This is a genomic window from Streptomyces deserti (genome assembly GCF_054782695.1).
On sequence record NZ_BAAGRZ010000022.1, the window covers coordinates 100,073 to 120,135 of the forward strand.

The 20,063-nt window shown below is 71.4% G+C and carries 12 protein-coding genes and 1 pseudogene; 7 read left to right on the forward strand and 6 right to left on the reverse strand.

Translation table 11 applies throughout. The annotated features are described in order from the left end of the window. Positions 1 to 162: 162 nt before the first annotated feature. From ACYVMZ_RS28775 to ACYVMZ_RS28790, 4 genes are all read right to left on the reverse strand, one after another. Complete coding sequence (locus tag ACYVMZ_RS28775) at positions 163 to 1,722, reverse strand: serine/threonine-protein kinase (protein ID WP_461084707.1); 1,560 nt, start codon at positions 1,720 to 1,722, stop codon at positions 163 to 165. A gap of 91 nt (positions 1,723 to 1,813) precedes the next feature. Then, positions 1,814 to 3,016 (reverse strand): patatin-like phospholipase family protein, encoded by a 1,203-nt coding sequence (locus ACYVMZ_RS28780; RefSeq protein ID WP_461084709.1) that lies wholly within the window; start codon positions 3,014 to 3,016, stop codon positions 1,814 to 1,816. Between the two features lie 74 nt (positions 3,017 to 3,090). Continuing rightward, complete coding sequence (locus tag ACYVMZ_RS28785; RefSeq protein WP_461084711.1) at positions 3,091 to 4,170, reverse strand: ComEC/Rec2 family competence protein; 1,080 nt, start codon at positions 4,168 to 4,170, stop codon at positions 3,091 to 3,093. Between the two features lie 30 nt (positions 4,171 to 4,200). Next, on the reverse strand, positions 4,201 to 6,039 hold the full coding sequence (locus ACYVMZ_RS28790) for a S8 family serine peptidase (RefSeq protein ID WP_461084713.1): 1,839 nt from the start codon (positions 6,037 to 6,039) through the stop codon (positions 4,201 to 4,203). A gap of 383 nt (positions 6,040 to 6,422) precedes the next feature. On the opposite strand from ACYVMZ_RS28790, the gene ACYVMZ_RS28795 reads away from it, so the two are divergent. The 7 genes from ACYVMZ_RS28795 to ACYVMZ_RS28825 all read left to right on the forward strand — a co-directional run bounded on the left by ACYVMZ_RS28795 (position 6,423) and on the right by ACYVMZ_RS28825 (position 18,097). Further along, the gene (locus ACYVMZ_RS28795) at positions 6,423 to 11,630 is read left to right on the forward strand and encodes a family 43 glycosylhydrolase (protein ID WP_461084715.1); all 5,208 of its coding nucleotides are present in this window, start codon (positions 6,423 to 6,425) and stop codon (positions 11,628 to 11,630) included. A gap of 216 nt (positions 11,631 to 11,846) precedes the next feature. Then, the gene (locus ACYVMZ_RS28800; protein WP_461084717.1) at positions 11,847 to 13,196 is read left to right on the forward strand and encodes an ABC transporter substrate-binding protein; all 1,350 of its coding nucleotides are present in this window, start codon (positions 11,847 to 11,849) and stop codon (positions 13,194 to 13,196) included. 77 nt (positions 13,197 to 13,273) lie between these two features. Then, positions 13,274 to 14,233, forward strand: coding sequence for a carbohydrate ABC transporter permease (locus tag ACYVMZ_RS28805; RefSeq protein WP_461084719.1), 960 nt, complete (start codon positions 13,274 to 13,276; stop codon positions 14,231 to 14,233). After that, positions 14,230 to 15,117: a carbohydrate ABC transporter permease gene (locus tag ACYVMZ_RS28810; protein ID WP_461084721.1), complete on the forward strand. Its 888-nt coding sequence runs from the start codon at positions 14,230 to 14,232 to the stop codon at positions 15,115 to 15,117. Before ACYVMZ_RS28805 ends, ACYVMZ_RS28810 begins: the two co-directional genes overlap by 4 nt. A gap of 178 nt (positions 15,118 to 15,295) precedes the next feature. After that, a complete protein-coding gene (locus ACYVMZ_RS28815; RefSeq protein ID WP_461084723.1) occupies positions 15,296 to 16,330 on the forward strand; it encodes a zinc-dependent alcohol dehydrogenase in 1,035 nt (344 codons plus the stop codon). A gap of 217 nt (positions 16,331 to 16,547) precedes the next feature. Next, positions 16,548 to 17,354 (forward strand): DeoR/GlpR family DNA-binding transcription regulator, encoded by an 807-nt coding sequence (locus ACYVMZ_RS28820; protein ID WP_461084725.1) that lies wholly within the window; start codon positions 16,548 to 16,550, stop codon positions 17,352 to 17,354. Next, the gene (locus tag ACYVMZ_RS28825; RefSeq protein WP_461084727.1) at positions 17,351 to 18,097 is read left to right on the forward strand and encodes an HAD family hydrolase; all 747 of its coding nucleotides are present in this window, start codon (positions 17,351 to 17,353) and stop codon (positions 18,095 to 18,097) included. Before ACYVMZ_RS28820 ends, ACYVMZ_RS28825 begins: the two co-directional genes overlap by 4 nt. Positions 18,098 to 18,159: 62 nt before the next feature. Here the strand turns inward: ACYVMZ_RS28825 and ACYVMZ_RS28830 are convergent, their stop codons facing one another. Both ACYVMZ_RS28830 and mshA read right to left on the reverse strand, forming a co-directional pair. Further along, on the reverse strand, positions 18,160 to 18,759 hold the full coding sequence (locus ACYVMZ_RS28830) for a DUF998 domain-containing protein (RefSeq protein WP_461084729.1): 600 nt from the start codon (positions 18,757 to 18,759) through the stop codon (positions 18,160 to 18,162). 116 nt (positions 18,760 to 18,875) lie between these two features. Then, positions 18,876 to 19,970: pseudogene (mshA, locus tag ACYVMZ_RS28835) on the reverse strand (D-inositol-3-phosphate glycosyltransferase); the annotation flags it as partial. Positions 19,971 to 20,063 lie beyond the last annotated feature (93 nt).

The window sequence follows — 20,063 nt, forward strand, 5'->3', positions numbered from 1 at the left end:
GGCGATCCGCCCGCCGTCGCGCCCACCGCGCGGTGCGCGGTGAGCGCGGCCAGGGCCGGTTGGGCGGCGGCCTGTTTCCCGCCGTCGAGCGCCGGGGGCGCCTCGGCCGGCAGGACCATCGGGGCGGCGTGCGTCGGGGCGGCGTGCGTCGGGGCGGTGTGCCTACGTCCCGCGGGTGCAGCGGCCCGTCGGGGCCGTCGCCGGCGGACGGCACTGGAGGGGGAAGTCGGCCGGGTCGGTGCTCAGATAGCGGCCGATGCAGGTGTTCGCCGTCGTACGACCGCGCTCGGCGCAGAAGGCGAGCGCCGCGCGGCCGTCGGCGAACGGGCCGGGGGCGTGGATGACCCAGTAGCCCGGGCGGAGGGAGGCGTAGTCGTCGCTGCGCAGGAGGACCGCCTCGGGCACGGACGCGCGGATCCGGGCGAGACTGCGGTCGCGGGCCGCGGTGCCCGAGGAAACGGGCTCGGAGTGCAGCTGGGCGATCCAGCGGCCGCCTCCGGCCGGGGCGGAGGGCGACTCGGCCGCGGTCGGTGCGGGCGAAGGGATCTTGCTCGGGGTCGGGCCGGGGGACCGTTTCGGTGCCGGGCTGTCAGACGGCGTCCGGGTGGCCGGTGCGGGGGACGTGCTCGCCGTGGCACCGCCCTGTGCGCCGACGGTCTTCTCGTCGTCGCCGGGCCCGCGCAGGGTGAGGACGAGGACGGCCGCGGCGACGACGGCGAGGACGGCGGTCACGCCGAGGAGGACGGGTGCGAGGCGGCGCCGCGGCTGTCCGGGCGGCGGCACGTCCGGCTGCGTGGGCGTCACCGCCGGGACCGGCGTCGGAGTCGGACCGGGGGCGGGAGTGGAAACCGGCGTCGGAGTCGGCGTCGGCGTCGGATCCGGTGCCGCCGTCACCGTCGGCTGGGCCCAGTGCGGTGTGGCGCCGGACTCGGCCTGGGCCAGCAGCGCGTCCAGCTGTTCGGCGCTGGGGCGGGCCGCCGGGTCACGTACCAGGAGGGACTGCAGGACGGGGGCGAGCGCGCCGGAGCGCACGGGCGGCGGGACCGGGTCGTCGAGGACGGCGGCCAGCGTGGCGAGCGTGGTCGCGCGGCGCAGCGGGCTCACGCCCTCCACGCACACGTACAGGACCAGCCCGAGGGACCACAGGTCGGACGCCGGGTCGTCGTCGTGGCCGCGGATGCGCTCGGGGGCCATGTACTCCGGGGAGCCCACGAGTTCGCCGGTGACCGTCAGCGCGGTCGCGCCCTGGAGGGCGGCGATGCCGAAGTCGGTGAGGACGGCGGTGCCGTCGGGGCGGAGGAGGACGTTCGCGGGCTTGACGTCCCGGTGCTGGATGCCGGCCGCGTGCGCGACGCGCAGGGCGGCGAGCACCTGACGGCCGACGCGGGCCGCCTCCACGGGCGTCAAGGGGCCGTCGGTCAGCCGTTGTTGGAGCGAGACACCGGGCACCAGCTCCATCACGATCCACGGGTGCGGATCCGCCTCGATGATCTGATGGACCGTCACCACGTGCGGGGAGTTGAGCCGTGCCAGCGCTCTCGCCTCGCGCATCACCCGTTCGCGTACGGCGTCCGACGCCTCCGCGTCCGGACGTACGGCCTTGAGGGCGACCTCGCGGTGCAGCACGGTGTCCCGGGCCCGCCACACCGTACCCATCCCCCCGCTGCCCAGCCGCTCGATCAGCTCGAAGCGTCCGTCGATCATGTCCCCCGGTGCGTTCATGGGCGTCAGGGTAGGGCAGGAGGCGGCGGCCCGGGGCGGTGCCGGGCAGCATGGGCCCGTCCGGGTGCCACGGCGGCGGGTGCCCGCCCGGTCACCGCCGCGGCGGCCGCAGTTCCGTCAGGTCGTCCGGCAGCAGCTCGGGGTGGTACGCGGCCAGTCCGGCGCCGCCGAGCCACCAGCCGCGGTACACCAGGGCCCGGCACAGGCCCGGGTCGAGGCGGTCGAAGACGGTCGGGACGAGGGACAGGTCGCGGCCGTCGTGGGCACGGTGTTCGGGGAAGGCGGCGTGCCAGCGGCGCAGGGTCTCCGGGCCGTCGGCCGGGAAGTCGGTGGAGAGCTGGACGAGGACGCCCCGGCGGGCGCCGGGCGGGAGTTCGGCGTCGGGGCCCACGGCCCGGCCGCGTTCGAAGCGTTCGACGACGGCCCGGGTGCGCAGCGTGGTGCTCTGCCGGTACAGCAGGGAGTTGGCCCGGGCCAGGTCGCGGACGACCGGGACGCGGCCGTAGACGCCGGGGCGCAGCAGTCCTCCGGCGTTGAGGACGCACAGGAAGGTGTGGCGGTAGCGGTCCCCGTCGAGGGCCTCCAGACCGGTGTTGTCGTACGTACCGCCGTCGAGGAGGGCGGGCGGGTGGGTGGCGCACGGGAACGGGGAGCGGTCCAGGACCACGGGCGGGAAGGCGCCGGGCACGGCGGCGGAGGCCGACACGGCGCGGCTCAGCCGCAGCCCGGTACCGGCCGTGGGGGCCAGGCCGATGGTGTAGTCGCCGTACACGTCGCGTTCGAAGGTGAAGCGGACGCCGGTGGTCAGGTTGGCGGCGTTGACGATCCAGCGCACCTGCGCATCCAGCCGCTCCAGTTCGGTCCCCCGGAAGAACCATTCGTCCAGGCGCCTGGCCAGCAGGTCGGTGCGGGTGGTGGGGCCGAGGGTCCGCCATACCCCGCGGACCAGGGCCCCCTTGAGGGAGCGGGAGGAGACGCGGTCGACGAGCGGCGCGATGACGAGGTCGTCGACGGCCCGGGGCGTGAAGTCCTCCTTCCGCAGGGACGGCCAGGCGGTGGCGAGGCAGCCGTTGGCGATCGATCCTCCGGAGACGGAGGAGGAGTACCGCAGCCGGGGCAGCAGCCCGGTGTCGGCCAGCAGCCGGATGAAGCCCAGCGCGGAGAGGGTGGCGCGGAAGCCTCCGCCGGACAGCGCGAGCGCGACCGGGTCGGCGGTGGCGGGCGGTTCGGCCGGGCGGAGGGTGTCGCCGCAGGGGCGGGCCACCAGGCCCGTGCCGACGGCGGGAGAGTCCACGCTCCACGCCGGGCCGGTGGCCGTCGGGGCGTCGGTCCGGGGTGAGGGAGGGGCCGGGGCGTGCCGGGACGGGGTCATGGCCGTTCTCCGATCGGGATGACGAGCGCCTGGTCGGTGGGCGCCCGGACGTCGACGTCGAAGGCACGGCCCTCGCGCAGCCGGGTCAGTGTCTCCTCGGCGAAGGGGATGTGGTTGGTCAGGTGGATGACGTAGGCGTCGTCCGGGGCGCGGGACTCGACGAGCCAGCGCAGGGTGTCCTCGTGCGGATGGTGGTGGCGCACGCCGTCGGCGGAGATGACGTAGTGGTCGGCGTGCACCTGCTCGAAGAAGCCGGGTTCGACGTTGCGGTCGCTGCCGTGGTGCGGGAGCTTGAGCAGGTCGACGTGGAGCGGCTCGGAGTCGCCGAGCAGGCCGAGTTCGCGCAGCCCGGCCAGGACGTGGTCGCCGCGGGCGTCTCCGGTGAGCAGTGCGGTCCGGCCCTCGTGGCGCAGGAGCAGGACGATGCTGGAGAGGTTCGGCACCGAACCGTCGTCGTACGCCGCCGCGATGACGTCGGGGTCGCCGCGCTGTTTCGCCTTGCGCCAGCATTCCTCCAGTTCCGCCAGGGCCGCGTCGTCGGGCGCGACGACGGTGACGTCCAGGTCGTGCAGGGTCGCCTCGGCGCCCTCCATGAGGGGGCCGCCGAACGGGGCGTTGCCGTCCAGGCGGAGCGCGGTGGCCGCGTTGCGGATGTCCCGTCCCTGGTGGTAGCTGGCCGTGACCGCCGCGTCGTCGCGGGCGGCGCTCTCGACGAGCGGCCGGACGGAGGCGCTCAGCCCGGGGGCGCGCTGGTCGACCAGTTCCTCCACGGAGTTGAACCACAACGTGTCCACCGCGTACGGCAGGTCGTCCCCGTCCTGCTGGGCCTGCCGCATGTCGCGCAGGAGCCGTACGAGCCCGCCGGCGTGGTCGTCGTCGACGTGGGACAGGCACACGACGTCGAGGTGCGGTGCCCCGCCGCTGTGCCCCGCGAGTTGTCGCAGCCGGCCGCGGAGGGTGGCCCGGTAGACGCCGCCGGGGCCGCCGTCGACGAGCATGACGCGTTCGTCGGGTGCGCCCCAGTGGACGAGGAAGCAGTCGCCGTGACGGGCGTCGAGGAAATCGAAGGTGAGCATGTCGGCCTGCCTCGCTGGTGGTGCGGGCCGTCAGACGGACTGCATGGCGCGCAGCACGTCGACGAGCCCGTGGCCTTGGAAGTCGCGTTCACGGGAGAGGTCGGTCGCCGTCGCGCACAGGATCTCCTTCACGCGTTCGGGGCGGCCGAGCAACTCCCGGTGGCGGGCCAGCAGCATGGCCGCGGCCCCGCTGACGTGTGCCGCGGCCTGGCTGGTCCCGTGCATGGCGGCGATGCCCTCGCCGGGGATGGGTCCGTCGATGTCCTCCCCCGGTGCCACGAGGTCGGGCTTGGGCCGCCCGTCGCCGGTGGGGCCCCGGCTGGAGAAGTAACTGACGCCGTGGCGGTGCGGATTGCTGCGGTGAGTGGAGCCGACGGTGATGACGGACTCAGCGTTGCCGGGATCGGAGATGCTGATGTTGCGGTAGTCGGCGCCCAAAGTGCGCACCGTCCCGGTGAACCCGGCGTTCCCGGCGGCGGTGACGACCACGACGCCCGACCGGGTCAGCCGGTCGCATTCGACGCAGACGGGTGTCCACCCGGTGGAGTGGGTGGCGACGTCGTGCGGCACCGACAGGCTGATGTTGACCCCGGCGATGACGAACCGTCCGGCCTGTTCGTTGATGTGCCGGACCGCCTGCAGCGCGGTGACGATGGAGAACTCGTCGCCTTCGCCGCGGTCGTTGAGGACCCGGAAGTCGTAGAGCCGGATGCGCGGGCAGATCCCGCGGAACTCCAGGTCCGGCCACCAGCCTCCGATGATGCCGGCGATGTGGGTGCCGTGCTGGTCGCCGGGCGGTGTGTAGGCGTCCGGCTGTCCGGCGGGCGGACCTGGCCCGGTGCCGGTCTCGACGGACGGCAGGGCGGCGGTCCAGTTGACGAGTCCGCCCACCAGTACGTCGGCGGAGAGCTTCTCCCGTACGCAGGTGAAGTCGAAGGCGCGGGCGATGCGCGACCCCAGGGTGCGCGGCGGGGAGACGGTGCTGTCCCAGTCGTGGAAGGCGGGATGCCGCGCGTCGATGCCGCTGTCGACCACGGCCCAGCCGATGGAGGCGCTGTCGACCGAGAAGACCTGCTCCGCGGCGTCGGCCTTGATCGTCCGCCGGGAGCGTACGACCGCGCGGGTCGCCCGGCGGTTCGTCGTCACGGAGACGATCGCGTACTTCTGCCTGCGGTCCACCACGCGCCCGACGGGTGTGTGGGCGCCCCGCACCGGGGCCGTGTCCACGACCACGTCGTCCAGCAGGTCGACGAGCACGGCGATCACGTCCCGTTCCCCCGCCTCGGGGCGGGCCAGGTCCGGCCGTGCGCCCTCGACGACCCGCCGCAGCAGGTTCAGGAACCAGGTCAGGTGCCGGCCGCGTTCGTGACGGCGCTCCATGCTGTCGTGGATCTCGCTGGTGGCCGGCGTCCTGATCAGTCCGTTCAGGGCCGCGGCGACGCCCTCCGTCCCGCCGAAGCGGGCCAGTTCGTGGGCGATGCGGACCACTCCGGCGAGGCTGGTCAGGGGCAGCAGGGCGCTGACGAGCTCCTCCAGGGTCAGCCGCGCCGCCACGAAGCTGCCGGCCGCGACCGGACGGCACCGGTCCGTCAACCGGAGCTCCTGGAAACGGTCCAGGACCCGCTCGACGCCGTACTCCTCACGGATCGCGAGGATCAGGTCCTGGCGCCCCGCGTCCCGCCGGTGCCGGGGCTCCGGGCCCGGCACCGGTTCCGGCCCCGCGTCCGTCCCGCCCGGCGGCGACGGCGACGGCGACGGCGGGGTGGCGAACGCCAGCCACACGTCGAAGTGCACGGGGCAGTCGGTGGCCCACAGGACGGGTACGGGTCCCTCCCCGTAGAACACCGCCGCGAGGTCCGCTCGGTCCATCAGTGCTCCCGATGCGCTGTGCGTCCGCGCCGTGGGCGGGGCGGTGGGAGACGGCGGTATCAGCCGAAGGGCTGATTTCATTCTCTGCCGTGGTCATGAGCACTGCAACCGGAGGGACCGGCGGGACCGGCGGGTGTGGCATGGACATCGACAGGAAAGCCGCTCGTTCGACCCATCGGACATCGTTCGAAACCCCTTGACGCTGCACCAGACCCCGATTGACACTCTCGCAACACGACGTCACACAGGCGAAACGACCGGGTGCCCCGGCCACGGCACCCGTCACCGGCCTGCTCCCCCTTCCTTCTCCCTTCCTTCTCCCTTCCTCCCTCCTTGCCTTCCTCCCGTCCCCCGTCCGCCATGTCTCAGCAGGGAAACCCCACATGCCGTACATCGCACGTCCGCGCAACCGCGCGAGACGCCGGGCGGGCCTTCTCGCCGGCCTGACCGCCGCGTCGCTGATCCTGGGCCTTGCCGCACCCGTCGCCTCCGCACAGGCGGCGGAGCCCGCGGACGTCACCGACGGCCTGGCCCTGTGGTACCAGCTCGACACCGCCTCCGGCAGCACCGTCCCCGACGCCTCCGGCAACGGCCGGGACGGCACGGTGCACGGCACCGCCGACTGGTCGGACACCGGTCAGGGGCTCGCCTTCAACGGGACCGACACCTACCTCAAGGTGCCGAACGACATCATGAAGGGCATGGACGCGATCACCGTCTCGATGGACGTGCTGATCGACTCCGCCCAGACGACGCCGTACTTCATCTACGGCTTCGGCAACTCCAGCGGCAGCAGCGGAAACGGCTACCTGTTCACCACCGGGAACTCCTTCAGGACCTCGATCGCGACCGGCAACTGGTCGACGGAGCAGACCACCAAGCCGTCCGACTCGCAAAACCTGACCCGCTCGGTGTGGAAGCACCTCACCTACACCCAGACCGGCACCACGGGTGTGCTGTACGAGGACGGCGTGGAGGTCGGCCGCAACACGTCGGTCACCATCACCCCCGGCGCGATCGGCTCCGGCACCACCACCGCCAACTACATCGGCAAGTCCGTCTACTCCGGCGACAAGCTCTTCAAGGGCAGGATCCGCGACGTCCGGGTGTACGACCGGGCGCTCGCCGCCGCCGAGGTCGAGCAGCTCTCGCTCCCCGTCGCCACGCGGGGCGTCGCCGACGACAAGGCCGCCCTGAGCCTGGGTGACACCAGCGCCGTCGTCTCGGATCTGGACCTCCCCAAGACGGGCACGGCGGGCGGTTCCACGATCAGCTGGGCGAGCGACAACCCCGCCGTGGTGTCGGACTCCGGCGAGGTGACGCGCCCCGCCGCCGGTGAGCCGAACGGACACGCCACGCTCACCGCGACCCTGAAGAAGGGCACGGTGACCGACACCAGGACCTTCGACGTCACGGTCCTGCCCGCCTTCGACGACAAGACGGCCACCCAACAGGCCGCCGAGGCGCTCACTGTCCACAACCTCGGCGACGTGCGCGGCAACCTCACCCTCCCGGCGACCGGTTCGTACGGCACCGAAGTCACCTGGACCTCCGCGCAACCGGACGTCATCTCCGCCGACGGCGTGGTCCACCGCCCCGCGCACGGCGAGGGCGCCACCACCGTCGAGCTGACCGCCACCGTCACCAAGGGTGATGCCAAGACGACCCGCGCCTTCACCGCCGAGGTGCCCGAGCTCCCTGCCGGGCAGGCCCTCAAGGGCTACCTGTTCAGCTACTTCACCGGCGAGGGCACCTTTGACGGCGAGCAGCTCCACTTCGCCCTCAGCAAGGGCGACGACCCACTGAAATGGCGGGAGTTGAACGACGGAAAGCCGGTCCTGACCTCCACCCTCGGTGAGAAGGGCCTGCGCGACCCGTTCATCATCCGCTCCCCGGAGGGCGACAAGTTCTACCAGATCGCCACCGACCTCAGGATCTACGGCAACGGCGACTGGGACGCCGCACAGCGCACCGGCAGCAAGTCCATCATGGTGTGGGAGTCCACCGACCTGGTGCACTGGACGGACCAGCGGCTGGTGAAGGTCTCCCCCGACAGCGCGGGCAACACCTGGGCGCCGGAGGCGTTCTACGACGCACGGCGCGGCGAGTACGTGGTCTTCTGGGCGTCAAAGCTGTACGCCGACGAGGCGCACTCCGGCGACACGTACAACCGCATGATGTACGCCACCACGCGCGACTTCCACACCTTCAGCGAGCCCAAGGTGTGGATCGACCGCGGCTACTCGGTCATCGACTCCACGGTGATCCAGCACGACGGGACGTACTATCGCCTGTCGAAGGACGAGCGGAACAACACCTCCTCCACCCCCAACAGCAAGTTCATCTTCGAGGAGAAGAGCGACTCCCTCCTCGACACCTCCTGGGACGCGGTCGCCGAAGGCATCGGCAAGGGCGCGATGAACGCGGCCGAGGGGCCGCTGGTGTTCAAGTCCAACACCGAGGAGAAGTGGTACGCGTTCCTCGACGAGTTCGGCGGACGCGGCTACATCCCGTTCGAGGCGACGGACCTCGGCTCAGGCGTGTGGACCCCGTCCACCGGCTACGACCTGCCCGCCAAGCCCCGCCACGGCACGGTGCTCCCGGTCACTCAAGCCGAGTACGACCGGCTGCTGCGCGCCTACCAGCCGGACCAGCTGGTGGAGAGCGTCGAGGACGTCCCGGTGAAGACCCGCGTCGGCGACGCCCCGGTCCTGCCGGCCACCGTCATCGCCGGGTACGCCGACGGCGTCAGGCGTCCCGTCGCCGTCACCTGGGACGAGGTCCCGGCCTCGGCGTACGCGCAGCCCGGCACGTTCACGGTCGAGGGCAGCCTGCCGGACGGCGCGTCGATCGAGGCCCGCGCCGAGGTCACGGTCTCCGCGGAAGGCCCCGACGTCCCGGCCGATCTCCTCCTGCACTACGCCTTCGACGAGACCGGCGGCACCATCGCCCGCGACTCCAGCGGCCACGGCTACCACGGCACGTACGTCCGTACGCCCGCCTTCGGCACGGGTGTCGACGGCGGCTCGTTCAAGATGTCCGGCGGTTCCAGCTCCTCCACCACCTCGCCGTACGTCAGGATCCCGAACGGCGTGCTGAAGGACACCGACAGCGTCACCGTCTCCACCCACGTCAAGTGGAAGGGCGGCGACAACTTCCAGTGGCTGTTCGGCCTGGGCCCCGACAGCGACAAGTACCTCTTCGCCACCCCCTCCAACGGCGGCGGCAAGCTGTTCTCCGCGATCACCAAGGCCACCTGGTCGGGCGAGAAGCAGATGGTCGGCGGCTCGCGGCTCACGCCCGGCGAGTGGCAGCACGTCACCGTCACCGTGAACGGCGCGACCGGGACGGCGGTGCTGTACGTGGACGGCATCGAGGCGGCCCGCGCGACCGGCGTCACCATCAAGCCGTCCGAGCTGTACGACGCGAACAAGGGCTACAGCGGCTACATCGGCAGGTCCCTGTACTCCCCCGACCCGTACTTCGGCGGCGAGGTGGACGACTTCCGCGTCTACAACCGCGCGCTGTCGCCCGCCGAGGTCCTGGAGCTCAGCGGCAACACCACGGGCATCGCCGCGGCGACCCACCCCGCCCTCAAGGTCGACGCGATCGTCGACGACGCGCACAGCAGGATCACCCTCCCGCTGACCGAGGGCAGCGATCTCACCGCGCTCGCCCCGGAGTTCACCCTCGCCCACGGCGCGGCCATCAGCCCCGCCTCCGGCAGCGTCCACGACTTCACCGAGCCGGTGACGTACGAGGTGACCGGCTCGGACGGGAAGAAACGCACCTGGACCGTCTCGGCCCTGATCATGAGGAGCCCGGTGCTGCCGGGGCTCACCGCCGACCCGAACATCACGAGGTTCGGCGACACCTTCTACATGTACCCGACCACCGACGGCTTCCCGGGCTGGAGCGGCACCCGGTTCAAGGCGTACTCCTCCAAGGACCTGGTCCACTGGAAGGACCACGGCGTCGTCCTCGACCTCGGTCCGGACGTCGGCTGGGCCGACAGCAGGGCCTGGGCCCCGGCGATCGAGGAGCGGAACGGGAAGTACTACTTCTACTTCTGCGCCGACGCGAACATCGGGGTCGCGGTCTCCGACTCGCCCACCGGCCCGTTCAAGGACGCCCTGGGCAAGCCGCTGCTCAAGGCGGGCCAGTACCCCGGCCAGATGATCGACCCGGCCGTCCTCACCGACGACGACGGCACCTCGTACCTCTACTGGGGCAACGGCAGGGCGTACGTCGCCCCGCTGAACGACGACATGACCTCCCTCGACACCTCGAAGGTCAAGGACATCACCCCGAGCGGCTACAACGAGGGCACCTTCGTCATCAAGCGCGAGGGCACCTACTACTTCATGTGGTCGGAGAACGACACCCGGGACGAGAACTACCGCGTCGCCTACGCCACCGGCCCCTCCCCCACCGGCCCCTGGACCAAGCGGGGCGTGATCCTGGAGAAGGACCTCTCCCTGGGCATCAAGGGCCCCGGCCACCACTCCGTCGTCCACGTCCCGAACACCGACGACTGGTACATCGCCTATCACCGCTTCGCGATACCGGGCGGTGACGGCACGCACCGCGAAACGACCGTCGACAGGCTGGAGTTCGGCTCCGACGGCCTGCTCAAGAAGGTCGTCCCGACGCTCACCAGCATCGATCCGGTCGCCATCGTCCGCGCCGGCCCGGACACCGACGGCACCGAGGGCGGGGCGATCGAGCTGAACGGCACGCTCTCCGGGGCGGGCAGCCCGAAGTGGACGGTCGAGGAGGGAGCACCGTGCGCCTTCGCCGACCCCGCCGCGGCCCGCACCTCGATCACCTGCACCGACGACGGCACGTACGAGGTCACCCTGACCGGCGGCCGCGGCAGGGACACGGCCACCGTCGAGGTCGCCGACGCGGCGCCGGTCATCACCTCGGCCAAGGGCCCGCACTCCCCCCTGCCGGCCGGCGAACGGGCGGTCGTCACGGCCGAGTTCACCGACGCGGGGACGAGTGACACCCACACCTGCGAGGTCGACTGGAAGGACGGCACCGAGCCACACTCCGCCACCGTCACAGCCACCGGCTGCCGGGCCGAGCACACCTACGCCCAGGCCGGCATCCACCGCCCGGTCGTCACCGTGACCGACGACGACGGCGCCTCGGACAGCACGACGCTCCCCGAGCTGATCGTGTACGACCGCACCGCCGGCCCCGCGCTCGGCACCGGCGTCCTCACCTCCCCGGCCGGCGCCCACCCGGCCGAGCCGGGCCTGACCGGCAAGGCAGCCTTCTCCTTCGCCGCGCACTACGCGAAGGGAGCCACGGCCCCGGCCGGGCGGGCGTCCTTCGACTTCGGCCCGGCCAGGCTGAAGTTCCGCTCCACCGCTTCCGACTGGCTCGTGGTCACCGGCTCCCGGGCCGTGTACCAGGGCTCCGGCACGGTGGGCGGCACCAGCGGCTACGGCTTCCGCATCACCGCCACCGACGGCCCGGACACCTTCCGCATCAGGATTTGGAAGAAGTCCACCGGCGACGTCGTCTACGACAACCTCACCGGCACGAAGACCAGCGGAGTCATCACCATCGGCGATCGCTGACGGCCGACAGAACGAGCCGAGCCGTGCCCGGGGCAGTCCCCGGGCACGGCTCGGCTCTTTTCCATGCCCGGGAACGATCCGTTCCGGCAGCTCAACGATAGGTCCGGCGAAAATATCTCGCAAGATGCGTTAATAACGACGCCAACTTCTGCTAACAATTCCCCTGCATCGAGGAGGCCCCCACCCACCACGCCTCATGAGAAGAGGACCCCACCCATGCCATCGACCAGACAGACCCTCATCGCGGGTACGGCCGCCGTCGCCCTGCTGGCCACCGGATGCGCCGGCGCCGGAGGAGGCGGCAGCAGCAGCGGGGACAAGTCCATCAACGTGCTGATGGTCGGCAATCCGCAGATGGAGGACATCGCGAAGCTCACGAAGGACACGTTCACGAAGGACACCGGCATCAAGGTGAACTTCACGATCCTTCCGGAGAACGAGCTGCGCGACAAAGTCACCCAGGACATCGCCACCAAGGCCGGCCAGTACGACGTCGCCACCATCGGCGCCTACGAGGTGCCCATCTGGGAGAAGAACGGCTGGCTGCACGAGCTCGGCTCCTACGCCGACGAGGACCCGAGCTTCGACAAGGCCGACCTGCTCAAGCCCATGGTCACGTCGCTGTCGGGCTCGGACGGCAAGCTTTACGCCCTGCCGTTCTACGGCGAGTCGTCGTTCCTCATGTACCGCAAGGACGTCTTCGCCGAGAAGGGCCTGAAGATGCCCGAGCATCCCACCTGGCAGCAGGTGGCCGACCTCGCGGCCGAGGCCGACGGCGCACAGCCCGGCATGAGGGGCATCTGCCTGCGCGGCCTGCCCGGCTGGGGCGAACTCGGGGCGCCGCTGACGAGCGTGGTCAACACCTTCGGCGGCACCTGGTTCACCAAGGACTGGAAGGCGCAGGTCAACAGCCCGGCGTTCAAGAAGGCCGTCAACTTCTACGTCGACCTGGTCCGCAAGCACGGCGAGGCAGGCGCCCCACAGGCCGGGTTCACCGAGTGCCTGAACGCGATGAGCCAGGGCAAGGTCGCGATGTGGTACGACGCGACCAGCGCGGCCGGGTCGCTGGAGGACCGGAGCTCCAGCAAGGCCGCCGGCAAGATCGGTTACGCCTACGCCCCGACGGTCGCGACCAAGAGCAGCGGCTGGCTGTGGGCCTGGGCGTGGGCCATGCCCAAGACGACCAAGAAGGCCGACGCGGCCTCGAAGTTCATGCTGTGGGCGTCCAGCAAGAAGTACGAGCAGCTGGTCGGCGAGAAGCTCGGCTGGGCGCGCGTCCCGGCCGGCAAGCGGGCCAGCACGTACGAGATCCCGCAGTACAAGAAGGCCTCCGCCGCGTTCGGTGACGTCACGCTGAAGTCCATCCAGGGAGCCGACCCGGCCGACCCGGGCGTCCAGCCCAGGCCCACGGTGGGCATCCAGTTCGTGGCCATCCCCGAGTTCCAGGACCTCGGGACCAAGGTGACGCAGGAGATCTCCGCCGCCATCGCAGGCAAGACCAGCGTGGACAAGGCGCTCAACGACGGCCAGAAGCAGGCCGAGGAAGTCGCCAAGAACTACCAGTAGCCCCCTCAGCGCCCGGCCGGTCCCGTGTCGGCCGGGCACTGGCTGCCCTGTCCGGTGTCACCGGCGGAGGAAGGTCCATGACCACACTCACCGCTCCCCCCAAGACAGCACCACCACCCACCCGTCCCCGGGCCCACTCCGGCCCCGGCAAGTGGCGGCGGCGCATCCCGCTGCTGCCGGCGCTGGTCTTCACCGTCGTCGTCACGCAGCTGCCCTTCGTGGCCACGCTCGTGATCTCCGCGTTCCAGTGGAACATCCTCAAGCCGGGCGACCGGCACTTCATCGGCCTGTCCAACTACACCTTCGTCTTCACCGACGAACGCCTGCGGGCCGCCGTGCTCAACACCGTCGTCCTCACCGCGTCGGTGGTGATCCTCAGCGTGGTCCTCGGCCTCGGTCTGGCGCTGCTGCTCGACCGCCGATTCCCTGGCCGCGGCCTGGCGCGCACCCTGCTCATCGCCCCGTTCCTGGTGATGCCGGTCGCTGCGGCGCTGCTGTGGAAACACGCCGTCTACAACCCCGACTACGGGCTCCTCAACGGCACCCTCAACGCCGTCTACCAGCTCTTCGGCGCGAGCCACGGGCCCACGGTCGACTGGGTGTCGACCTTCCCGATGCCCGCCCTGGTGATCGCGCTGGTGTGGCAGTGGACCCCGTTCATGATGCTGATCCTCCTGGCGGGCCTGCAGGCACAGCCGGGTGACGTCCTGGAGGCGGCCCGGGTCGACGGGGCGTCGGCGCTGGAGACCTTCCGCTTCATCACGCTGCCGCACCTGCGCCAGTACATCGAACTGGGCGTGCTGCTCGGCACGATCTACGTCGTGCAGACCTTCGACGCGGTCTACACCATCACCCAGGGCGGCCCGGGCTCGGAGACCACCAACCTGCCGTACGAGATCTACCTGACCATGTTCCGCAAGTACGAGTACGGAGAGGCCGCCGCCGCCGGTGTGGTCGTCGTGCTCGGCTCGATCGTGATCGCGACCTTCGCGCTGCGCACCATCGCGTCGCTGTTCCGCGAGGAGGTGTCCCGATGACCGCTCACACGGCCGTCACCGCGCCCGGGGCGCGCGTCAAGAAGCTCCTGAACCGCCAGGCGGATCACGGAGGTTCGCCGCGGCTGACGCCCCTGTGGACGTTCGTCGCCTGGCTCGCCACCCTGGCGTTCTTCGCGCCGGTGGCGTGGATGGTGCTCACGTCCTTCCACCAGGAGGCCGACGCGGCGACCAACCCGCCGTCGCCGTTCGCGCCGCTCACCTTCGACCAGTACGAGACGCTGCTGGGCCGGGACATCGGCCCGTTCCTCCTCAACTCGGCCATGGCGAGCGTCATGTCGACCCTGCTGGTCCTGCTGCTGGCGGTGCCGACGGCCTACGCGCTGTCCATCAAGCCGGTCGAGAAGTGGACGGATGTGATGTTCTTCTTCCTGTCCACGAAGTTCCTCCCGGCGATCGCGGCCCTGCTGCCGGTCTACATGATCGTCAAGGGCGTCGGGATGCTGGACAACGTGTGGACGCTGATCGTCCTCTACACCGCCATGAACCTCCCGATCGCGGTGTGGATGATGCGCTCGTTCCTCGCCGAGGTGCCCAAGGAGATCCTGGAGGCGGCCGAGGTCGACGGCGCCGGCCTGCTCACCGTGCTGTGGCGGGTCGTCGCGCCGGTCGCCATGCCCGGACTCGCCGCCACCTCGCTGATCTGCTTCATCTTCAGCTGGAACGAGTTCATGTTCGCGGTCAACCTCACCGCGACCAGGGCGTCGACCGCGCCGGTGTTCCTCGTCGGCTTCATCACCAACGAGGGCCTGTTCCTGGCCCGGCTGTGCGCGGCGGCCACCCTGGTGTCGCTGCCGGTCCTCATCGCCGGTTTCGCCGCCCAGGACAAGCTGGTGCGCGGTCTGTCCCTGGGAGCGGTGAAGTGAGAGCGGCCGACGGCTCGACCGGAGGGACCGCACGTTCCAGACGCAACCCGGCCGCCTCATGGACACCCGGGCACCGCGGCACACCCCCGCACGCACTCCCGACCCCGCACCCACTCCCGGCCCCGGGCCTGCCCGCCGCCGGCGCCGCCCGGCCGCACCCGAAACGGAGCACCGCCCCATGTCCCAGCAGATCCGCCGCGTCCTCGTCCGGTCGATCGACGACATCACCGTCGAGCGCGTTCCCGCGCCGACCGCTGGCGCGGGCGAACTCCTCGTCCGCACCACCGTGGTGGGCGTCTGCGGCTCCGACACCCACGCCGCCCTCGGCCACCATCCGTTCATGCCGCTGCCCTACTGCCCCGGGCACGAGGCGGTCGGGGTCGTCGCCGACGCGGGCCCCGGCGCCGACGGCTTCGCCCCGGGCGACCGGGTGGTCATCGAGCCGAACCTCGTGTGCGGGCGGTGTCCCCAGTGCCGCTCGGGCCGGTACAACATCTGCCGGGAGCTGAAGGTCTTCGGCTGCCAGACCCCGGGTGCCATGACGGACCTGTTCACCATCCCCGCCGACCGCGTCCACCGTGTCCCCGACGGCATGACCGACATCGAGGCAGCCCTCGTAGAACCGCTGGCCACCCCGGTGCACGCCGTGGCCAAGGCCGGCGACCTGAGCGGACGGACCGTGGCCGTCCTCGGCGCCGGGCCCATCGGCCTGCTCGTCCTCGCCGCCGCCCGGCACGCGGGCGCCGCGCGAATCGTCGTCACCGACCTGCTGCCCGGCAAGCGGGACCGCGCCCTGCGCCTCGGCGCCGACGCCGCGCTGCCCGCCGGCGCCCCCGACCTGGCCGACCGGGCCCGGGAGGCGCTCGGCGGACCCGCCGACGTGGTCTTCGACTGCGTGGCACGCGAGCAGTCCCTGGCGCAGGCCACCGACCTGGTCACCAAGGGCGGCCGGATCATCGTCGTCGGCGTGCCCGCGGGCGGGGCCACCCCGGTCCGCCTCGACCTGGTCCAAGACCGCGAGATCCGCATCGAGGGCACGCTGATGTACACGGCCGACGACTACCGCACCGCCCTGACTCTGATCGCCTCCGGTGCCGTCGACCCCGGCGAGATCGTCACCGCCACCTTCCCCCTCGAGGAGGCCGCCGAAGCCTTCGCCGCCTCCCTCTCCCCCGAACACGTCAAGGTGCTGGTCACCATGGCGGGGCCCTAGGACCCTTCTGGTGGATCTCCGTGGGAGAAGGAGCGGGCGTGCCGGGCGTCGCGACGCCGCGGAGATCCATCAGAAGGGCCCTGGCTCCGCACGGCCCGTGTGCGAGACTTCCAAGTCCAGGCCACCGGCCTTCGGCCCCGGAGTCGAGGGCCGGCACAGCACGGCCCGCCCACAGCCGAGCGACGGACACAGGACACGGAGACAAGGGGGAAGCGCAGTGCCCGCCAGGACCAGGTCGTCGCAGGCGGCTGTGGAGGAACGGCGTCAGGCCGTGCTGCGCCACGTCGTCGACCACGGTGAGACCCGCATCGACGATCTCGCCGACCACTTCGGCGTCAGCCTGATGACGATGCACCGCGACCTCGACGACCTCGCCCAGCGCTCTCTGCTCCGCAAGGAACGCGGCCGGGCCGTCCCCTTCCCCGCGGTCACCATGGAAACGGCGACCCGCTTCCGCGAGAGCGCCGGCGCCTCGGCGAAGGCGGCCCTGTGCCAGGCCGCTCTCGGCCACATCCGGCCCGGCACCACGGTGCTCATGGACGACTCCACCACCCTCTTCCCCCTGGCCCCCGCCCTCGCGCGGCTCGACCAGCTCACCGTCGTCACCAACTCGGTCGGCCTGGCACAGCGTCTCGGGTCCGCCCAGAACGTCGACGTCACGCTGCTCGGCGGGCGCTACAACGGCGACTTCAACTCCTGCACGGGCCCCGAAGTCACCCGCGCCCTCTCCCGTATCCGCGCCGACCTCGCCCTGATGTCCGCCACCGCCGTCCTCTCCGGCCAGCTCTTCCACCCCTTGAGCGAGTACGTCGAGGTGAAGCTGGCCATGCTCGCCTCCGCCGAGCGGGCCCTGCTCCTCGTGGACCATTCGAAATTCGGCAAGACCGCCACCCACGCGTACGGCACCGTGGCCGACTACCAGGCGGTCATCACCGACACCAGCACCCCCGACGCGGAGATCGCGACCATCCGCGGCCTCGGTGTCCCCGTCGAGGCGGTCGAACCGGGAGACCCGACCCCGTGACACACGCCCTGCACGCCCTGTTCGAAACCCCCAGCGCCTACCGCCCGACCGCCGCGCAGACGGCCGATCCCCCACCCGCGATCGAGGCCGTCCTGTTCGACTTCAGCAACACGATCTTCCAGATGATCGACCTGGAGACGTGGCTGCGCCGGGTCGGCGCCGCCGGCGACCGGGCCGCCCTGCTCGATGAGGACGGCGCCGTGGCCGGGATCGCGCGGCAGCTGCGCGACGCCTTCCGGCTGCCCGCCGTCGTCGCCCTCCAGGAGGGCCGCGACCTCTCCGCCGAACGGCATCGCCTCGCCATGCGCGGATGGTGGGAGCACGTGGAGTTCCTGCGCGGCATCGAGGAGACGGCCTACCGGGAACTCACCGCCCCCGACGCGTGGTTGCCCTATCCCGACACCGAACCCACGCTGCGCGCCCTGCGCGCCCGAGGTCTGCGCGTCGGGATCGTGAGCGACTTCGCCTGGGACCTACGGATCCACCTCGCCGCTGCCGGGCTGGAGGACCTGATCGACACCTGCGTGATCTCCTGTGAGGCGGGCCGGGAGAAACCCGATCCCCAGCTGTTCCTCAAGGCCTGCGCGGACCTTGGCGCCGACCCGCGAGCCACGCTCATGGTCGGCGACAACCCGGTACGGGACGGTGGCGCCACCGCCTGCGGTCTGCGCGCCTACCTCCTGCCGGCCGAACAGCGCACCGGCGACCGGGGCCTGACCGAGGTCCTCCGGCTCGTGAGCTGACGTCGCAGCAGCCGCCCGTGCCGTGTCGTGTCGTGTCGTAGTCGCATGGAGCAGTGCCCCGGTCAGGTCGGGTGCTCATCGTGACCGGGGTGGCGGAGGCAGGAGGCAACGACCACAAAGGGCCACAGGGACTGAATGAACGTCACGAACCGTTCAGCGACACCGATGGCACCGTGCCCCTGTATTTCGATCAAGAACCATGCTGCGCCGACACCTATGAGAGCCGTCGCCACGACGGAGGGCGCGGGCCGCAGCCCCCACGGTGCGGTTCCGCTGCGATCGGCGGCGAGGATCGGCCACACCGCCAGGAGAACGAATCCGACCGCGGCAACCGAACCGTGACGCAGGGAGCCTCCACTGCTCGGTGCCGGGACCAGCGCCACCACCAATGCCGAGACTCCACCACCAGCCAGCGCGACACGTCCGGCGAGGGCAGCCGCGCGCAGCCCCCAGGCGGTCAGCAGGTGACAGACCCACAGGGCGACCAGCGCCCCGGTCATCACCCAGAACCCCGAAGCCCCCTCAGCCGCCAGCACGCTGATCGTCTGAGTAGCGGGGTCGTAGGCGGGCCCCTCGAGCACCCCCGCGATCGTCCAGCCCCCGGCCAGCAGGACAGGCGCGCACCCCGACGAGAACAAGGCCCACCTCGGCACAAGTCGCATCGAACCACCGTAAAACACCAAACCTTCCCCGACGCGTACACGCGCGCACACCGCCTACGGAACCAGGCCCGGCGGCAACCTCGGGGTTTGTGGGTGACCGCCGTCGGCCGGGAGGGTCACGAGATCCGGTGAAGCCGACGCTCTTGCAGGGCCGCGGTGTACACGTCCGCCGTCGCCGCTGCGGCCGTGGCCCAGCCGAAGGACCGGGCATGCCGGACCGCGGCCTCGCTCATCCGGGCGGAGCGGGCCGGGTCCTCGGCGAAACCGTACAGCGCCCGCGCGAAGTCCGCCGGCTCGTGCCCGGGTACGAGAACGCCGCTCACCCCGTCTCGTACAGCCACCGGCAGGCCACCGACGTCGGCGGCGATCACCGGAGTGCCGCAGGCCTGTGCCTCGACGGCCACCAGACCGAAGGACTCGCTGTGGGACGGCATGACCAGGACGGACGCCGCCCGGTACCAGTCGGCGAGTTGGTCCTGGCCGACCGGCGGCCGGAACAGCACGACGTCGGAGACGCCGAGGCAGGCCGCGAGTTTCTGGAGGCCTTCCGGCTCGGCCAGGCCGCTGCCGCTCGGCCCGCCCACGACCGGCACCACGATCCGCTCGCGCAGCCACGGCCGTCCCTCCAACAACCGGGCCACCGCACGCAGCAGGACATCCGGTGCCTTCAGCGGCTGTATGCGGCCCACGAACAGGGGGATCAGCGCGTCCTGCGGGAGGCCGAGGCGGGACCGGGCTGCGGCCCGTCCGGCCTCGACACCACGGGCGTCGGGTCGGAAGCGCTCCAGATCGACACCGGGGTGGACGACGGCGACCCGACCGCTGTCGGCGTCGTAGTGGCGGAGGAGTTCCTCCGCTTCCTTCTCGGTGTTCGCTATCAACCGGTCGGCGGCCCGTACGACTTGGCTCTCGCCGAACACACGGAGCGCGGGCTCGGGGGTGTCGCCCTCGGCGAGGGAGGCGTTCTTGACCTTGGCCATGGTGTGCATGGCGTGGATGAGCGGGACACCCCAGCGCTCGGCAGCGAGGCGGCCGACCTGGCCGGAGAGCCAGTAGTGGGAGTGGACCAGGTCGTAGTGGCCGGGGCGGTGGCCGGCCCAGGCCTGCGTCACGCCGTGCGTGAAGGCGCACAGCTGGGCCGGGAGGTCCTCCTTGGCGAGGCCCTCGTAGGGGCCCGCGTCGACGTGCCGGACCAGGACGCCGGGCGCTAGACGAGTAGTTCCGATGTGGCTCAGTGGTCGTAAGCGATCAGTGACCTGGTGATGGGTGCGCCGATGGTGCGGTTGTGCCACATCGCACAGGTC

Excerpts from the sequence above, each read along its gene's own strand:
- ACYVMZ_RS28775 (WP_461084707.1), bottom strand. The coding sequence starts at position 1,722 with ATGAACGCACCGGGGGACATGATCGACGGACGCTTCGAGCTGATCGAG.
- ACYVMZ_RS28785 (WP_461084711.1), bottom strand. The coding sequence starts at position 4,170 with ATGCTCACCTTCGATTTCCTCGACGCCCGTCACGGCGACTGCTTCCTC.
- ACYVMZ_RS28790 (WP_461084713.1), bottom strand. The coding sequence starts at position 6,039 with ATGGACCGAGCGGACCTCGCGGCGGTGTTCTACGGGGAGGGACCCGTA.
- ACYVMZ_RS28795 (WP_461084715.1), top strand. The coding sequence starts at position 6,423 with ATGCCGTACATCGCACGTCCGCGCAACCGCGCGAGACGCCGGGCGGGC.
- ACYVMZ_RS28800 (WP_461084717.1), top strand. The coding sequence starts at position 11,847 with ATGCCATCGACCAGACAGACCCTCATCGCGGGTACGGCCGCCGTCGCC.
- ACYVMZ_RS28805 (WP_461084719.1), top strand. The coding sequence starts at position 13,274 with ATGACCACACTCACCGCTCCCCCCAAGACAGCACCACCACCCACCCGT.
- ACYVMZ_RS28810 (WP_461084721.1), top strand. The coding sequence starts at position 14,230 with ATGACCGCTCACACGGCCGTCACCGCGCCCGGGGCGCGCGTCAAGAAG.
- ACYVMZ_RS28815 (WP_461084723.1), top strand. The coding sequence starts at position 15,296 with ATGTCCCAGCAGATCCGCCGCGTCCTCGTCCGGTCGATCGACGACATC.
- ACYVMZ_RS28830 (WP_461084729.1), bottom strand. The coding sequence starts at position 18,759 with ATGCGACTTGTGCCGAGGTGGGCCTTGTTCTCGTCGGGGTGCGCGCCT.